Below are 17,066 nucleotides of genomic sequence, written 5' to 3' on the forward strand. Positions count from 1 at the left end.
CATCAAACCTTTAATTGGTATCTTGTTTTTGTGACTTTTGTTCAGGAAACTGCTGAAAAGGGTTCTTTTTGTTAGACGGAAGGGGTGCATTCAGCTTTGGCAGCTCCTTTTCAAGTTCTACTAAACCTGGTAAATAAAAGGCGGACACGACTATATTCATTTGGATATTTTCTGATGCATCTTGATATTGGTGTAACTCTGCAGGTCCACTGAAAGAAATTTGCTCCACCTCTACGATACGATGCAGCTCTTCTAATTTATTGATGAATTTCTCAATCTCAAAATAGCTTTCTGCTTCAACAGACATAGTGGCAGTCAGCTTTTGAATGCCTTGTGGAAGGGACTCAGCAGACGATACCTCGACTTCAGGGCTGTTCAGTGATCCCGCCTCCGCCGTTTCAGTGGTACCCTCAACAGAAGTTCCTGCTGCTTCACCTGTTACAGGCAGGTCCACAGCACCCTCTGTAAACTCGATATTTGTAATAAAGCTGTTCGATACAATTTCAGCCTTTTCCAGGTCAATAAGCAGCTGCTGAGTCAGAGGTTTAACCGGAACTTTCTGCTGGAGAGAACTCGAATTTTCAAATGAATCCTGTTTGATGGATGCAATGTTAGCATCCAATGCTTCTATCAGTTTTTTTTCCGTTTTGATTTCATTCAGTAAACTTTCATGTTGATCTTTTACTGGTAAATAGAAGAACCAAATTCCTCCAAGAATAAGAAACGTTCCAATCAGTAGGGAGGCACCAATCAGCACCCATTCTTTTTTATCGAATTGTATGTTCATTCCGAATCGCCCCCCTGCTTATCGGAGCTTTCTTCTGTTTCCATTTTTTTAATCTCATTTCTATTTAACGTGATTTCAAACTGACCTAAGTACCTGGGCAGTATGGTTTCCGTGTTCACAGCAGATTGAGAATCATTTTCCGAGATCGATTCTGTAGCAAGGGATGATAATGTGGCATCCTGAATATATTTAGATTCTTTCAAGTGAGTTAAATAGTAGGCAGCTTCACTGCTTGTATCAAACTGAATCGATAGTTGGCTCCGTCCATCTTCAGCATATGTAAACTCCTTCAAGAACCCCCGCTCCGGAAGTAATTCCACAAGATGTTCCAAAACCGGTACGGTATCGATGGGGTAGCTTTCTGCCCAGCTGACCGCACTCTCTAGTTGTACCCAGGCGTCCGATGATTCAAAATCCGAAATGCTTTGTTCTTTTTCCGCTCTTAACTGCTTAGTACTTTGTAATTCCGCCGTCAGGACATCCACATCTTTTCCAATAGTGCCCGCAAGAATAAGAAGAATCATAACAGCAAGGATCCCCACGGACAGCACACCGATCACCACGTACAGCCACCGTCTGCTTCTCTTTTCATTTTGAGGTAATAAATTGATATCGACGAGCACTATATCACCTCTTTTAATCCCAAACCAATGGCGAGCATAAATTCACTCGACAGTTCTTCATTGGTGTAGGCGTCCAGTGCTACAGAAGGCACATTGGTGATGTCAATCTCAAATCGTTCTGATAACAGGGTGTGGATTTCCCCTACCATGGGATGGTCGCCGGCTATGTAGACTTTATTAATGACGGCTTCATCATTTGTAAGGGTATATCGGTAAAAGCTGATCACTTTGTCGATTTCTTTCATCACGTCATCAAATTGAAGGGATTGAAAATTGTTCTGATATGCCCGTTCATCCATCAATTCCCGATCCTCACCTAAACCAATCGGCCTGAAAAATACGGGCTGATGATCATGAAAGATGGAGACGGTCACATTTGCCTGATTGAAGTAAAGAAGCATTTCATGATTTTCTCTATGAGTTAAATCCAATGTGTGTACATAGCGATAAAAAGCAAGTGGGCTAATGTCCGCCACAACGGGATTTAGATGGGCATCAGTCAGCATCTGCTGATATTCCATGACAATGTCTTCTGGTGCCGCCACGAGGATGATTTCTTTCTTATCCCCTTTATTTCCAACGACCACTACATCAAAAACCGGATTCTCAAAAGGAAGGTGTATACTCGTCCCGATTTCAAGGAACAAGTGACTCTTCACTTCATCATCCTCAATATCAGAAGATATCGCCATTTTCCTGATGATCATTTGGGTATTCGGAACGATGAATTGGACTTCCCTCTTTTTGATTCCCCAATCCAGGACACACTCATCCAAAAAGGCCTGGAAAGCTTCTTTTTCAATGATTTTGCCATCAGAGATCATCCCGTCCGCAATGCGCTTCTCTCCAAAATGGTGTACATGTAATGGAGAAACAGATTTCAATTCCACAAATCGAATCCATTGATCACTGATGACGATATTGATTTTATTTTTATTCTTATTGAAGAGACGTGTTAACATCGTGAATGACCCCTTTAGCTATATAAAGAAAAATACCAATTCAAAATTGGCTGGTGAAAGAAGTATGCTGCGAGTGTTCCTAATACGATATACGGTCCGAAGGGAATGGGCTGCCCTTTTTTGAAAACGCCAAACAGCAAACCTGTTACTCCGGCCACTGCTCCAAACAGCGTGGCGAGGAAAAAGGAAAACATCATCACTTTGACCCCTACAACCAAGCCAATGACAGCGAATAATTTAATATCGCCACCGCCCATTCCCCCCTTGCTGATAATGGCGATCAGGAGTAGCAGACAAAAACCGGTAATGGCACCAGCAATGCTGTCCCACCAAGGGTTTAACGGGATGAATAAGCGTTCTATAATGAAAAGCACCGAAAAAAACAATAGCACTTTATCGGGAATGACCATATATTTCAGGTCACTGACCGTGATGATCATGAACAGGGAGACGAGTGTAAGAGCGATAATCAACTCCGGCTGTAAGCCTAATATCGTATAAGAAAGTAAGAATAGTAGTCCTGTGGAAAATTCCATTAAAGGATAAAGAGGAGAAATGCGCCCTTTACACTGAGCGCATTTTCCTCCCTGAATGATATAAGATACTACCGGGATCAGTTCCCTGGCCGTCAGCGTGTGCCGGCAGTATGGACAGGCTGACCTTGGTTTGACGATTGATTTTTTGAGCGGTATCCGTAATCCTACTACGTTGTAGAAGGAGCCTAGGAGGAGACCGTAGAGAGTAATTAAGACCACCATGTTTTTTAGTCAGAGTCTCCTGCTGCATCAGGCTTTAAAGTCACTCCAGAACGTTTAATATCATCAGGATCTCCATTTAAATGTTGACCACCATTGCTACCTATTAATTTTACTGAATAAGAATAGTTTCCTGTTGTAGAACTCTTAGTAATTGTTACAACACTCTTTGTTTTATCGTAGCCACTGTCATCTGAAGGGTTATCAAATTCCTCAATGTAACCATTTGAGATTAAACTGTCCATGGTGATATTACCGGTTGTACTTGAATCAGCTGTCACTGCCAACCTAGCCCCACTCACCATCTGCTGAGCATTCGCAATATGTGCATCCTTCTTCGAGTTATTAATCAATCCACCAATACTAGGAATCGCAATCGCAGCGATAATCCCTAAAATAACGACAACAGCCAGTAATTCGATTAGCGTTAATCCACGCTCATTTTTCAATCTTTGATCCAGTTTCTTTAACATGGTAATTCCTCCTGTTTATATATCTATTACTAATAACTAGTAATCTAGTACTAGTATACAACAACCAATCGACAAAAAAATCATATATTTTGTAAAATACTAGGTATTTTTTAATAGTTCTGAACACTATTGAAGATTTCAAACATCGGGACTAAAATTGAGGTCACAATGGTCCCGACCAAACCTGCAAGCATAACGATCATGAGTGGTTCGATCAATGATTTCAGACGGTCCGTTGCACTTTCCACTTCTTTTTCGTAGAAGTCCGCAACCTTTGCAAGCATCGAGTCAAGTGAACCCGTCTCTTCCCCTATTGCGATCATTTGCGTCACCAATGGGGGAAAGGCCCAATGCCGCTTCATCGGATCCGTAAGGGATGTCCCTTTCTCCAATGATCTCCGGGATTCGCCAATCACACGTGCCACTACTTCATTTTCCACGACTTTTTCCACGATGGCTAATGCCTGCAAAATGGGGACGGAGCTTGAAAATAAGGAGCTTAATGTTCTCGTCATTCTCGCGAGGACTGCTTTTTGAAGCATTTTACCGAAAATTGGAATCCTCAGGATGGCATAATCCAGATAATACTTAGTGCGCTTGTCCTTTCTTAACATGGCCAGGGCGACAGAGATGAATACAAAGAACAAAATGATAATGTACCAGAATTTTTGCATGAATTCACTTGAAGCAATAACGAACTTGGTGATGGCTGGCAGTTCACCGCCAAAATCCGTCAGCATATTCACAAATGTCGGCACCACTGCAGCCAGAAGGAAGATCACGACCCCAATGGCGATGACGCCGACAACCATTGGGTAAGCGAGGGCAGAAATGATTTTCTGTTTCGTGATATGTTGCTTTTCATAATGGGTAGCGAGCCCTTCCAGTGTCTCGTCCAGACTGCCTGACGCTTCCCCTGCCTTCAGCATGTTGATCAAAAGGGGCTCAAAGATTTTCTTATGACGGGAGAAGGCTTCCGACAATGGATTTCCGTCCCTGAGTTCATCCTCGATTTCTTTTAAGGCTTTCCCCAATGCCTTGCTTTCTGTCTGCTCCGACAGAATATGAGTGGAATCAACGACCGTAACGCCGGCTTGAAGGAGTGTCGCAAACTGGCGTAAAAAAATGACAAGATGCTGTAATTTCACGGGATTACCGATCGATATATCTTTGGTCATGAGAGTTTCAGGCATTTCCAGGATGTCAATGACCCTTACTTCCTGCTTTTTCAACTGAATGAGTGCATCCTTCTTTGTTGATGCAGTGATAATTCCCGATTTCTTTCCTTTTTGGTCCCTGCCTGTGTACTTATAACGTCCCATCTATTGAGGAATCTCCTCTCTGCTGTAAGGAAATGCCATTTCCTTTGATATGATGCCACTTTCGTACAGTCTCATCACACTATCGCTCATAATGTGCATGCCTGATGTTTTAGACGTCTGCATGACATTTTGAATTTGATGGACTTTTTCAGACCGGATCAAATTGGCGATTGCCGCATTATTCATCAGGAGCTCTGTTGCGGCCCTTCTCCCTTTTTTATCCACTGTGGCAAACAATCTTTGTGAAAGAATCCCTACAAGGACTGATGCCAATTGAACGCGGATTTGTGATTGCTGTTCCGGGGGGAAAACATCAACAATCCGCTCAATGGTGGCAGGTGCACTTGATGTATGCAGGGTCGCCAGCACAAGATGACCGGTTTCAGCTGCCGTGATGGCAGTATGGATGGTCTCCAGGTCCCTCATCTCCCCTACAAGGATGATGTCAGGATCCTGCCTCAAGGCACTTCTCAGCCCTTTTGAAAATGACCTTGTATCAAACCCCACTTCCCGTTGATCGATGATGGATGCACCATGTTTGTGAAGATATTCGATGGGATCTTCCAGGGTGATGATATGCTTCCTCATCTTCCGGTTCATATAATCCACGATGGATGCGAGTGTTGTCGACTTGCCACTCCCAGTAGGTCCAGTAACCAGGAAAAGCCCCTGGGGTTTCTCTGCAATCGACTTCAATGCATGTGGAAGAAATAAATCTTCCATTGTAGGGATCGAAGTCGGGATGACACGTATAGCCAGAGATACACAAGAACGTTGTTTGAATGCATTCACCCTAAACCTAGAAACGCCCGGGATTCCATAGGAAAAGTCCAATTCACCCACTTCTTCAAAAGCAGGATACATAGACTCAGAGATGATGGCCCTGGCCATTAATTCCGTGTTATCGGGCAATAAATTCTCCTTACCGAATCTTTTCAAGTCTCCGTGAATGCGGAAGATAGGAGGTGACCCCACTGTAAGGTGGATATCGGACGCACCAAGTTCGTAAGCAGACTTTAGGAGATAATCAACTTTTTCTTTCATTTCATTCACCTACTCTGAAATTGCTACACGTAATACTTCTTCAGTCGTAGTCAATCCCTGTTTCACTTTCAACAGACCGTCATCGACCAGGAAGATTGTTTTATTCCGGACAGCGTGCTCCCTTAACTTGGAAAAAGGTTCATTGTTCAGGATGACCTTCTTCATTTCATCATTCATGACGAGGACCTCATGAATGGCGATTCGGCCTTTATACCCTGTCATATTACACGAGGAACAGCCTCTCCCCCTCGTGATGGTTTCGATTTTCATTCCTCTTTTGGCGAATATCTCAATTTCTCTTTTTGTAGCAGGCATCTCCTGCTTACAATCACGGCAAACCTTCCTGATCAAGCGTTGAGCGACGACTCCACTTAATGAAGAGGCCACTAAAAACGGCTCCACACCCATATCCAACAGTCTCGTCACCGTACTGATAGAGTCGTTGGTATGAATGGTACTCAGGACAAGATGTCCGGTTAATGAAGCACGGATGGATACTTCGACGGTTTCCCTGTCCCGAATTTCTCCGACCATGATGATATTCGGATCTTGACGTAAAATGGCTCGAAGCCCCTTCGCAAAGGTCAATCCGACATTCTGATTCACACCGATCTGATTGATTCCCTCCAGTTGATACTCAACTGGATCCTCAATCGTAATGATGTTCACTTCTTCACTATTCAGGTGATTTAAAGCTGCATACAGAGTAGAAGATTTCCCTGAACCGGTTGGTCCTGTTATGAGGACAATTCCAGTCGGCTGCTGGATCATTTTCATGAATCTCTGTTGATTCACCTTGTTGAAGCCTAATTTCGCAAGGTCATTCAGACTGGAACCTAAATCCAGAATCCTCAATACAATTTTTTCTCCGAAGACAGTCGGTAAAGTCGATACACGCAGATCGATCGGATGAAAGTCGATATTCACCTTGATACGTCCGTCCTGAGGTACTCTAAATTCGGTTATGTCCAGATTCGCCATGATTTTAAGCCTGGCTATCAACATACTTTGCATATGCTTCGGCAGATTTCTTTCGGTTCTCAGAATGCCATCCACCCTGTAACGAATGATGACTTTTGTTTCCTGGGGATCAATATGTATGTCACTCGCTTTTTGAGCCACTGCATTCGACAGGATACCGTTCACTAATCGAACGATAGGTGAATCGGAATCCACCACCGTATCTTCCTCTACTCTGTTTTGATTCTTATTTTCTTGAAAAAGATCTTCAAAACCATCTTCTAAATCATAGAACTTATTAATGACTTTCAGGATATCATCCTTCGTCGCAATCGCTGTTTCAATTTGGAAGCCTGTTGCTAAACGAAGGTCTTCAATGGCGTAAAAGTCCAACGGATCACTCATCGCCACAAAAAGCCTATCCCCTTCCTTCTTGAGTGGAATCATCAAGTTCCGCTTCGCTGATTCTTTAGGAATCAGGTGGAATAAGTTCGTTTCAAAGGGGTATCGATATAAGCTGACATGTGGAATCCCCAATTGGAATTCCAACACTTCAATCAACTGTTGTTCCGTAATATATCCTCTTTGAAGCAGGGCATCCCCTAACTTTTGCCCCTTGGCCTTATCTTTCAAGGTATCTTGTAGCTGCGATTCCGATATGATCCCTGCATCAACCAGCAGGTCTCCAAGCCTTTTTCTAATGGTGGTCACCTTATCACCTGCTTTTATGACTTATTTAAAATCTTTTTTCTTTTGTTTTTCTTTATCGACTGATGCATCTGTAGAATCTTGTTGGGGGGAATCTCCACTTTCCTGCCCCTTAGTAGCGCTCTCTTCTTTCTCTACTGAAGAAGTTTCCTCTTCTTCCCCAACATTTGTCGTTTCTCCCTCATTCTCTCCGTTTGGTACATTATCAAATGTTTCACTCGGTGATTCCTGTAATTCCTGCAATGGATATACCGCAATCTTATGCTGAGGGGCATAAAAATCTTCATTGATCATTTCTTCTGACAGGATTTCACCTGAATTGCTCAGTTTTTGCTTATAGACCCTGATCAAGACACCGTCTTTTCCTTGCTGTTGAATATCGACACTACCTTTATCAACGAACGGGCTGAACTGCTTAATCATCCGTGGAGGAAATGATTCTTTTTCAGACAATCGGACGTTATACGAATTCGGAAAAGGAATCCCCTGCAACTGCGCCTTAATTCTATTATCCTGGATGGCAAGCTTCAGCTCATAAACCGTTGAATTGGGATTGGTAATGACAAAGTCCTGATTATTCATAGGATTGAATTTCGCTTCAAAGCCCAAGACCGCATTATCAGGAAGCTCTTTACTGATGTTTCGTTCAATGATGGAAAAATTGGAATGTAAGGTAATTTGATAAAACAATGATGCAACCGGACTTAAATCAGCCTGTGATTCAACTACAAATCCTTCTGTTTCCAGAAAGTTCGAAAAAGAAAACTGGGAATTCGGTTCAATAAGAATGGAGGGATGATTGGCTATGAAGCTTTTGATCGTCGGAGTAACCTCTAATTCATTCGATACTGCCTCGTATATGACTTGTGTAGTCTCATTACTTGCAAAGTAGGTGGATACGTTTATCGTTTTCTCTTTGGTAAGGCTTCCTGCCAAGGAAAGGATGTATTCCTTTAAAGAAGTCAGGTTTATATCTTCACTCCGGTAGGAAGGAAAATGATCCGATAGAAATGAATCGAAAGCTTTTTCATCCATAGTCACATTTAAACTCGTATTTTCATTATCATGAAGGTTTTCTATGCTTTCTTCCAGATGGAATTGAAAGAGTGTAGAATCAATCCTTGCACTCTCTCCATCCAATTCAAGCATGATGTTTTGCTTCCCATTCCACTCTATTATACTTTCATCCAGTATCTTCACTGCTTCTTCTTTGTTTGCTCCACCCAAATTAATAGATGCAACAGCTGCATGTTTCGAGAGATTGAGTGACTTAACAAAGAACGATTCATAAGCAAAAACGCCTAAATGGGAAAACCCGTATAGAAAAAAAGTGGATAAGAACAAAACGGTCATTAATTTTACAAACAGACCTCTTTTCAAATCAGGCGCTCCTTCCTTCTTCCTACTTTATATTCATTGTTAAATCAACAAAGACAGACGGTCCGGCTTCCTGTGCAGCTTGGATATCAGATTCTGTCAGGGATGAACCCTTTGCAATCAGTAAGTTCCCCTCTAAATTATAGATATCTTCTATTACATGTTTACCCGTCAATAATTCTGTCTGTTTCAATTTGATTGTTTCTAAACCATACTGTTGAGATTGGATAGCTTCAACCTCTTCTTCAGTCTGAGGTTGGGGAGCTGTGAGTTGTTCGAACGTATCTTTAAAGTATTCTGCAGCGTCTTCATTGACGATGATGATATCTTTTCCAAAGGTTAATACATGTTCTGTTCCAAGGAAATATGTACTGTCCTTGGTATGTAACTCCAACGAAACGATAGCCCCTGTTTCATCATCCACGTAAAATTCTTGAATATTTCCGATCATCTGTCCTTTTCGGGTCATGACACGGGTATCATTGATTTTAATTTTCTTATTTACCAGCTGGTTTGCAATCGGAATTTCGTTCAAGTCGATAACCGCATTCTCATTTTCTACGGTAACGGCATATTCCCCGATTCCTACTACCTTTTTAAAGGGAATCGCTTTGACACTAACCTGCCAATCTTCATGCTCGATGGTCAAAAAGTCGACGGAGCCTTTCTCCGGATTAATTACCAGGGATTTGACTCTCCCTATTTCACTTCCATCGTAAATACTGATAATCGGTAAAGCCTTCATTTCTGCACTTTTCTTCATGTCATCTCACCTATTCTATCGATTTAATTTTGTATCATTTCGTGTGGCGATTTCCTTGGTCTGTTCTATGTCCATTGTGATATATGGATACTCTTTGAATCTTTCTTCGATCCCTTTAATGAACGTAACAAGATCTTCATATTGCTCTGTTGCCATGTAATGATCCATTAATATTCTTGCAAATGTATAGTAATCTTGATCGTGTAGACTGGGGTGCAGGTAATGCTTAATCATGTTTTCCATCTGATCAGAGGTTAACAGACTGCGAGAAAGCGAGATTTGTTCCATCATGGTCTTCATTACTTCTCTCATAATCCTGGTGCTCTTTGGAAGTTCGTCTACATAGGCATCATCTTCTGTAAGAAACGTTTCATTATTCTCGAAAATCGTCTCTTCTTTCGCTTCTGGTGCATCCTCAAGATTAACTTTCCCCTCTGCTTGCACACCTTCCTCTTTCTGGTGTTGAGAATCTGGATCATCGCTGTCTTCTATCATTTCCTCCATTATGTCCATGAATACGCCTGGCTCTTCTGTTTTCATCTCAGCAATTTCTTCCGGGTTATTGATCATACTTTCGATTTCACTCAAGTCCCCTTCAACCAACTCATTTTTCTCTTCAGCCGTATCTGGTACTTCATTCTTCTCGTTCGTATTTTCAATAAACCATTCACTTTCATCTTCCTGAGCCTGTAATGATTCAGTTTCAGAAACAGTCAGAACATGTTCAACCGTTATTTCGTCCGAAGCCTGCAAGGATTCTATTTCCGGAATAGAATCCGGTGTCCCTTCCCCATCCTTTATGTCCGCATCATCATCAGCTTCTAATCGTTTAATCACATCTTCAACCAGAACCATTTCTTCTTCAGCTTTCACTTCCGTTATTTCATCCAGACTTTCATCATTATGTATTTCAGCTTTAATATCCTCAGGATTATGTCTTACGTGCCGCTGCTCCTCTTTGACATCCGGGGCAGGTACGGCAGCCACTACCATAAGCCCGGCAAAACGCTGTTCCATCAAATATGAAAATACTCCCAGTAAAGCAAGTAACATCAGTCCGATTACCCACACCGGGTATAGGGTTGATGCGACTATTCCCAAAAGCGTTAAACAAAATGATACGCCTGCAATCAAACACTTTCCCTTATTGGTAATGCCGATTGGAATAAAATATAAAATAGGTAGCAACAGAATAAGTGCCAGTAATGAAAATAGGTAAATCATCTTACATTCAGCTCCTCCCTATGATATATTTCTTATAAATTAGACTTTTTTTAACAAGTTTCGACTACTAGATATTGTATAATAAAGTTAGGTATTTTGAAAGCAGGTGTTGGGTTGAAACTGATAAAAACATTAAAAAATAATAGAGGTCTCACTTTGATTGAACTTTTGGTTTCCATTACCATCCTGGGAATCGTCCTGCTGAGTTTCATGAATTTTTTCCTTCAATCCAGCACCTATACAAATGTCAACCAAAAGAAGACGGTAGGGGTCAATGTAGCCAGGAATGTGCTGATGTTCATGGAGAAACAGAACTTTCTCGAGGTCAGAAACTATTTTCATGATGTGAATAACGGGAGCAAGCCTTCAGAATCTGACTATCTCACATTATTCATTTGCGAAGCGAAGTATAAAACGTTCTCTAATTCCTCTACTGAATCAGAATTAAATCAAACCTGCCCTAACAAAAAGAATATTACGATAAATGGATTAGAATATGAAGCCAGCATTTATTCCGGGGAAGTACTGAATCCTGATGAAATGGATTACTATATTCCTATTACAATTAAAGTGAGGTGGAATATAAATGATAGAGAATACAGCACGGTTGTTGATGGAAAAATTAAAAGTGAAGATACTCGATAATAAAGGAATCACCTTGATTGAGCTATTAGTTACTCTTACTATATCGGCGATTCTTTTGCCAGTTACATATGGAGCTTTGATAACAGGATATAAAGTCTATGAAAAAGTTTCGATTGATGCCCAATTAAGGGAAGATGCAGATTATGTATCCGCCATGGTGATGAAAAATTTATATTCCTATCCCTTTGACAGCATCGAAGAATGTACCCCTCATCAAACAAGTTGCATTAAATTTGTTAATAATACTGGAAAAAATGTAACACCCTACTCGGGAAAATCTTTCTATGAGGTTGAAAATGAAAACATTCCTAATGACGAACAGACACTGGAACTGATTAACGTCGACGGGAAAGAGCAATGGAGCTTTAACGGTGAGATCCTTGCTACTCCATCTGATTTTTCCGGGTCCACGATCTCTACCAGCTGTGTATCTGATCCATGCCAGGACGCGATGATTCAATTGACATATAAAGTGACCCATGCACAATTCAATAAAACACTTCAATTAGAGAGCCGATTCGGATTCTAGAAGGGAGGGAATCGCTTGTTTATAAATCAAAAAGGGAATGCGTTACTGACTGTTTTGATCACTTCGCTTGTCATGGTGACGATTGGTATGGCCATCATGAGTTCTACGATAGGGGGAGCCAAGCGAACAGAAGTCAGGGAAACGGATATCGATATTACATACGAAGGCTTAAAAGCGGTTGAAGAAATCTCTGCGAAGCTTGTTTTCCAATTACAGCCCACTAAACAAATGGAGATTACTCAGTTAACCCCTGTAAACATTAACTCGAAAGTGACCGACTTCATTCAATCTGAAATCATCCCATCCTACCAATCATCTGATACCATTAAATGTATTACGATCGTTGATGTAAGTGGTGATCAAGCCTCTAACCTTCTGGGAGATCACTGCGGGAAAGCCAATACTCTTCACTACCACACTTTCGGATTACGTTTTCTCGACACGAATCTTACAAGAGTGTATGAGATTATCGTCCATACAAAAAACCCTGATTCCGAAGACGGCAAAGTTGAAAAAGTGGTTCGAAAGAGAATTATTTTATCACCAATCCCAAGCTTCCTGAAATATACACTGGGCTCTCGTGAACAGTTGACATTGAACGGTTCACCTCACCTGGTAGGAAATGTATATGCTCATTCACTCGATATCAGTGAGGATGCAAACTATCAGTTATCCAATCATACCGATAAGAAAGTGAGTGCCCCATTTCCATCCATTATCGGAGATTTGTACACCAGATATGACAAAGTCAATTATAACCATATGAAATCCCTGATAGATACAAAACAATTTTACCCTGTTGTCTCTCCACCAGGCATAAAACAGGACAGCCAATTTACGGACATCTCCTTTGACCAAACTTACGAAGATGAAGTTGGCAAAGTGTTAGACTCACTTGATCTATCACTTGACCATAATTTGACTCAAACAAATCTAACAAATACGATTACCAATAACTTTCTTTTAAACAGCCCCCTTTTTTATCCTCTGGTAAAGGGCGTACTGAACGAAAATGTACAAGGTGTGGTAAAGGCTGATCGAAGTATCACCGTAAAGGGGCTCCAACACAGCGGAGTGGATCTTATCGTCAAAGGGGACGTAAACATTCTCGCCAACTCCGCAATGAATATCGGAAACATCATCTCTACTGGAAATGTGACTATTTCAAATGTAGCAGGGGATATGACAATCGGAAATATTGTCGCATCCGGAAAGGTTTCAATTGAAGCAAATGCACCAGTAAGACTGAAAGAAAATATCATCAGTTTCGACAGTATTTCGATCCAATCTCAAAATTCAACGTCCATTATTGAAGGAAACATCTTTTCCGGCAGAAACTTAACGATCCAAGGGGATGCCAATGATCCGAATAGAGAGAATGATGAGATTGAATTCGATTCAGTCATTTATGCCAAAGGTAAAACAAGTATATCGAACCTGAATATCACAGGCGTCAAACGCCCGGCGAGTACAGGTCCATCTGGTCAGTTGATTTTACTTTCTAAAGGCGAACTGCTGGTGACGAGGATGAATGAATTTCAATACTATACGGATGAAAAAGAAAAGAATGAGACCGACCTTTTACCTGATCCATCAGAGAAAATCAAACCGTTACAGGCTTTCCTATATACCGATAGCAATGCCACGTTATATGGCGTGGGATCTCTGTTTTATGTGAATGGCGGCGTCTTTTCAAAAGGAAACCTCATAGTTAATGCCGTTCGTGGTGATGTAGACAATATGGATAGCATAGAAAGTGATCTTTTTTCCAATCAGGAAAAGAAATTGTCACGATTTATTGTTCACTATAATAGGGACGTACTTCTCTCAAAGCTGGATGCACTACCGCGGGTCGAAGCCCTTTCCCTTATTAGTGATGAAATAATTGTAGAGTAAAAAAGCGAGGCTATGATTGCTCATAGCCTCGCTTTTTACATTACCACCTGCCATCGATGCTTCCATCTTCTGTATCCGGATTTTCACTTTCTTCCGATACCACTTCGAAAATCGCCATGGCTTTAATATCAGGATTCTCATCTGAAATAACAGTGATGGTCGTAACTCCACTATTCTCCGGGATTACTTTCCACTCCCCGCCTTCGCGAATGATGTCCACGACCCCATTTCCTGTATCTGTAATACTTTTTATCTTTTGATTTGTCGCATTTTCAGGATTGAATAGTAAATGTGATAGGACGTCAAAATCTTCTCCCTCAAGAAGCAAGGTATACTTAGTTTTATTAAAGTCCAAACTTTCCAGTTTGACGACTCTGGACTTCACGATTACTTGAATTGTTTTTTTGTACTTCCCATTTTTGGTCTCTACCTCAACCACATCCACCCCTGGGGATAAACCGGTCATTTTATTCTCCTTGGATGAATTGACTTGTGTGTAGGAAGAGTTAATCAACTCATCATCACCCTTAAGAACCTTGACATTATAGTTATTATTAGGCTTTCCAAAAGGGTATATATCGATATCGAATGACTTCGTTTCCCCTACATATAATTCGATCACGGAAGGAACACGTATTAAATCGTCACCTTCTATCCAAATCGTTTTCCCAATCATGTAGTCATCGACCGCAAATCCACCATTCGCTTTAAGCTGGATTTCATTCTTGCCAAACATGTCGAGAGTCTTCAATTCCTGCAGCTTTATGCCTTCCCAGCCCTCTATTGGTTCATCCTCATTCAGAATTCGATACTCATACGTTACATCATTGCCTGGAACCCCGGCTGATAGCTGAAATTCTGCCTCATTCGAAATAGAAGCTCCATCCTCCAGTACAGTCTTCGTCAAGGCATTCTGTACTGTCAAGGCAGGAATAAACGATAGAACAGCCGTTGATCCATCCTTATACGTAATCATTAATTTAGTAGGTGCAGCCGTAAGTGCCCACACAGCGTTATTTGGGAAATCGTTATTCATCCCGGCTTCGAGTACCGATACGGTGGTCTCAGTTTGCCCTTGAATTCGAATCTTTTTGATGGTTCCGTTAGAAAAGCCGTCATAAGCATAATCTTTAAGGTTATGGAACTGTCTGGTTCGTACTTTTGCACTGATCTCATTTTGATCCGGGTTCAGGTTGCTGCTTACTTTTTGACCATATCTTGAATCAATGTAATATACTTTCGCCTGGGGCATCTTGACATTATTCACAGCCCAGACTGTCTTCATCTTTAAAGTCATCTCCAGTTTCGGTTGGGAAAATGTTCCATTTTCAAAGTTCGCCTTTTGATTCACTTTAATGATAGCGGTTCTCTGACCACCTGCATTTTCAATGGAGACCCCTTTACTTTCCACCATGTCTACACCTTCAGGTAAAGGCTGGTGAATGGTGATTTCACTCAGGTTCCCCTTGGCATTTGGATTCACCAGGCCACCAAATTCCAGATGATACTGACCTGAAAATGAATTTGTATCGTTTCCTTCTTCAATAATTAAATTGAATAACTCTTGATTGATCTTATTCAAATCAAGCTTTCCTGTTACGGATGCAGGTGCGTCATCTTTCACCTGGATTGTCACCGATTTTTTATCGGTATATCTCCATGCAGTCTCTTCTGCCGTTTTATACTGTATTTTCAAATCTTTAAATGTATACGAGCCCCTGGACGTAAATTCGACGGGCAATGATAGTGTAATAGGCGAAGGAGCTCCTTGACCTGCTTCATACACACTTGAAAATGGTAAAAAGACGGAATGATTGACCACTTTATACTTATTCCGGTCCACCGTCACATTCTCCGGCAGTGGTACGACAATTTCCCCATCCAATTTGACTGAATTTAATTTGTTCGCCAATTTTTCAAATGCATCGGAGACACTTCCTTCACTTGCTTTGATGAAGCTGCCCGACGTTTGTTGGGCCAGCATTTCAAGATACCGGTCGTCCAAATCTCCTTCTCCATATCCAAGTGTGTGCATCGTGATTTTCTCGTTGTATATCTCCTTGGAGACTTCAAGGCCTTTTTGTTTAATCACCCCCTGCATTTGCTGACTATTTGTTTCCAAATCACCTGGATTGTACCATCCTGAATGAAATGAAGTACCGTCCATTGAAAATGAAGGTATGTATAATGACTTCAACTTACTATTATCAGGAGAATATATTTTATGCAGCCACCGATTGTAACTGTATCGATTTTGGAAGTCGTATATTACCTGTTGGTCACTCTCGACGACACCTGTTTCGCTGCAAAATACGAGCCAATACTTTGTGCATACTTCTTTTTTTACTTTTTCGACAGCAGTTGCAATCATGGGCTGTCCATCCGTTAAAAATACAATATATTTTTCATTAGGAGAATCTTTCAACATGTTTTTCGCAGCACGTAAAGGATCTGTATAGTTTGTGCCTCCATTAGCGGTGGTATGTAACATAGAAGTTTTAATGGCATCGAGGTCATTACTTAATGGAAGAATCGTTTCTATCTCTGAAGAAAAGGTAATGAGAGAAAAGCGGTCATTTTTTTGTTTGTTTTTCTCAAAGAATTGGACCGCATTAGTCAGTCCATTCTTTGCCTTTTGCATTTTATCTTGCGTGCTATTCATCGAACCTGATTTATCAAAAACAAAGACTACATCAATCGGGGGACGGTTGGACTCCTTCACTTCACCTGACGGGATAATATTAAAGTCCAGTGAAGCCTTAGCGTTCCCTTCCACCGGCTTAACAATCACTTCTTGTGACGGCGTTACATTAAAATTAATACTCAAATCTGCATTTCCCTTGGCATAGGCATGGGTTGATTGAACAATTAGTGTAAGAAAAAGGATGAATAAAAACGGAAATTTCGGTTGAATTCTCATAATATCCCTCATTTGGTTATCCTATAATACATTTATTATAACAATCTACAAACTATTTTAATAGGACTTAATGCTCAA

15 protein-coding genes are annotated in these 17,066 nt (G+C 41.1%); 3 read left to right on the forward strand and 12 right to left on the reverse strand.

The genetic code is table 11. The annotated features are described in order from the left end of the window. Positions 1-10: 10 nt before the first annotated feature. The 11 genes from BAA9072_RS05445 to BAA9072_RS05495 all read right to left on the reverse strand — a co-directional run bounded on the left by BAA9072_RS05445 (position 11) and on the right by BAA9072_RS05495 (position 10,998). Positions 11-787, reverse strand: coding sequence for a hypothetical protein (locus BAA9072_RS05445; protein WP_201713641.1), 777 nt, complete (start codon positions 785-787; stop codon positions 11-13). After that, the gene (locus BAA9072_RS05450; protein WP_201713642.1) at positions 784-1,410 is read right to left on the reverse strand and encodes a PilN domain-containing protein; all 627 of its coding nucleotides are present in this window, start codon (positions 1,408-1,410) and stop codon (positions 784-786) included. Before BAA9072_RS05450 ends, BAA9072_RS05445 begins: the two co-directional genes overlap by 4 nt. Continuing rightward, positions 1,410-2,372 carry a type IV pilus biogenesis protein PilM gene (gene pilM, locus BAA9072_RS05455; RefSeq protein ID WP_201713643.1) on the reverse strand — a complete coding sequence of 321 codons (963 nt, stop codon included), beginning with the start codon at positions 2,370-2,372 and terminating at the stop codon, positions 1,410-1,412. Before pilM ends, BAA9072_RS05450 begins: the two co-directional genes overlap by 1 nt. 14 nt (positions 2,373-2,386) lie before the next feature. Continuing rightward, the gene (locus tag BAA9072_RS05460; RefSeq protein ID WP_201713644.1) at positions 2,387-3,130 is read right to left on the reverse strand and encodes a prepilin peptidase; all 744 of its coding nucleotides are present in this window, start codon (positions 3,128-3,130) and stop codon (positions 2,387-2,389) included. A 5-nt stretch (positions 3,131-3,135) separates the two neighbouring features. Further along, positions 3,136-3,600: a type II secretion system protein gene (locus BAA9072_RS05465; protein ID WP_201713645.1), complete on the reverse strand. Its 465-nt coding sequence runs from the start codon at positions 3,598-3,600 to the stop codon at positions 3,136-3,138. A gap of 110 nt (positions 3,601-3,710) precedes the next feature. Beyond that, complete coding sequence (locus BAA9072_RS05470; protein ID WP_201713646.1) at positions 3,711-4,922, reverse strand: type II secretion system F family protein; 1,212 nt, start codon at positions 4,920-4,922, stop codon at positions 3,711-3,713. Continuing rightward, entirely contained in the window at positions 4,923-5,966 is a 1,044-nt protein-coding gene (locus tag BAA9072_RS05475; RefSeq protein WP_201713647.1) for a type IV pilus twitching motility protein PilT, read from the reverse strand. A 9-nt stretch (positions 5,967-5,975) separates the two neighbouring features. After that, positions 5,976-7,637, reverse strand: a complete 1,662-nt coding sequence (locus BAA9072_RS05480) for a GspE/PulE family protein (RefSeq protein ID WP_201713648.1) — start codon at positions 7,635-7,637, stop codon at positions 5,976-5,978. A 21-nt stretch (positions 7,638-7,658) separates the two neighbouring features. Continuing rightward, positions 7,659-9,014: a VanW family protein gene (locus BAA9072_RS05485; protein ID WP_201713649.1), complete on the reverse strand. Its 1,356-nt coding sequence runs from the start codon at positions 9,012-9,014 to the stop codon at positions 7,659-7,661. Positions 9,015-9,036: 22 nt separating this feature from the next. Continuing rightward, entirely contained in the window at positions 9,037-9,774 is a 738-nt protein-coding gene (locus tag BAA9072_RS05490) for a PRC-barrel domain-containing protein (protein WP_201713650.1), read from the reverse strand. A gap of 15 nt (positions 9,775-9,789) precedes the next feature. Continuing rightward, entirely contained in the window at positions 9,790-10,998 is a 1,209-nt protein-coding gene (locus tag BAA9072_RS05495; RefSeq protein WP_201713651.1) for a hypothetical protein, read from the reverse strand. 114 nt (positions 10,999-11,112) lie between these two features. Between BAA9072_RS05495 and BAA9072_RS05500 the strand changes: the two genes are divergently transcribed. Genes BAA9072_RS05500 through BAA9072_RS05510 form a run of 3 tightly spaced genes read left to right on the forward strand, consistent with a single transcriptional unit; the run spans position 11,113 to position 14,068 of the window. Continuing rightward, positions 11,113-11,643, forward strand: a complete 531-nt coding sequence (locus BAA9072_RS05500; RefSeq protein WP_269139900.1) for a type IV pilus modification PilV family protein — start codon at positions 11,113-11,115, stop codon at positions 11,641-11,643. Further along, entirely contained in the window at positions 11,585-12,172 is a 588-nt protein-coding gene (locus BAA9072_RS05505) for a PilW family protein (protein ID WP_201713653.1), read from the forward strand. Before BAA9072_RS05500 ends, BAA9072_RS05505 begins: the two co-directional genes overlap by 59 nt. A gap of 15 nt (positions 12,173-12,187) precedes the next feature. Further along, the gene (locus tag BAA9072_RS05510; RefSeq protein ID WP_201713654.1) at positions 12,188-14,068 is read left to right on the forward strand and encodes a hypothetical protein; all 1,881 of its coding nucleotides are present in this window, start codon (positions 12,188-12,190) and stop codon (positions 14,066-14,068) included. A gap of 40 nt (positions 14,069-14,108) precedes the next feature. Here the strand turns inward: BAA9072_RS05510 and BAA9072_RS05515 are convergent, their stop codons facing one another. Continuing rightward, a complete protein-coding gene (locus tag BAA9072_RS05515; RefSeq protein ID WP_201713655.1) occupies positions 14,109-16,988 on the reverse strand; it encodes a vWA domain-containing protein in 2,880 nt (959 codons plus the stop codon). Between the last annotated feature and the right edge of the window lie 78 nt (positions 16,989-17,066).

This window comes from Rossellomorea arthrocnemi, assembly GCF_904424705.1.
In the GTDB taxonomy this organism is placed as follows: domain Bacteria; phylum Bacillota; class Bacilli; order Bacillales; family Bacillaceae_B; genus Rossellomorea; species Rossellomorea arthrocnemi.

Coding starts and splice junctions, on each gene's coding strand:
- BAA9072_RS05445 (WP_201713641.1), bottom strand. CDS start 787: ATGAACATACAATTCGATAAAAAAGAATGGGTGCTGATTGGTGCCTCC.
- pilM (WP_201713643.1), bottom strand. CDS start 2,372: ATGTTAACACGTCTCTTCAATAAGAATAAAAATAAAATCAATATCGTC.
- BAA9072_RS05460 (WP_201713644.1), bottom strand. CDS start 3,130: ATGGTGGTCTTAATTACTCTCTACGGTCTCCTCCTAGGCTCCTTCTAC.
- BAA9072_RS05465 (WP_201713645.1), bottom strand. CDS start 3,600: ATGTTAAAGAAACTGGATCAAAGATTGAAAAATGAGCGTGGATTAACG.
- BAA9072_RS05470 (WP_201713646.1), bottom strand. CDS start 4,922: ATGGGACGTTATAAGTACACAGGCAGGGACCAAAAAGGAAAGAAATCG.
- BAA9072_RS05475 (WP_201713647.1), bottom strand. CDS start 5,966: ATGAAAGAAAAAGTTGATTATCTCCTAAAGTCTGCTTACGAACTTGGT.
- BAA9072_RS05490 (WP_201713650.1), bottom strand. CDS start 9,774: ATGAAGAAAAGTGCAGAAATGAAGGCTTTACCGATTATCAGTATTTAC.
- BAA9072_RS05495 (WP_201713651.1), bottom strand. CDS start 10,998: ATGATTTACCTATTTTCATTACTGGCACTTATTCTGTTGCTACCTATT.
- BAA9072_RS05505 (WP_201713653.1), top strand. CDS start 11,585: ATGATAGAGAATACAGCACGGTTGTTGATGGAAAAATTAAAAGTGAAG.
- BAA9072_RS05515 (WP_201713655.1), bottom strand. CDS start 16,988: ATGAGAATTCAACCGAAATTTCCGTTTTTATTCATCCTTTTTCTTACA.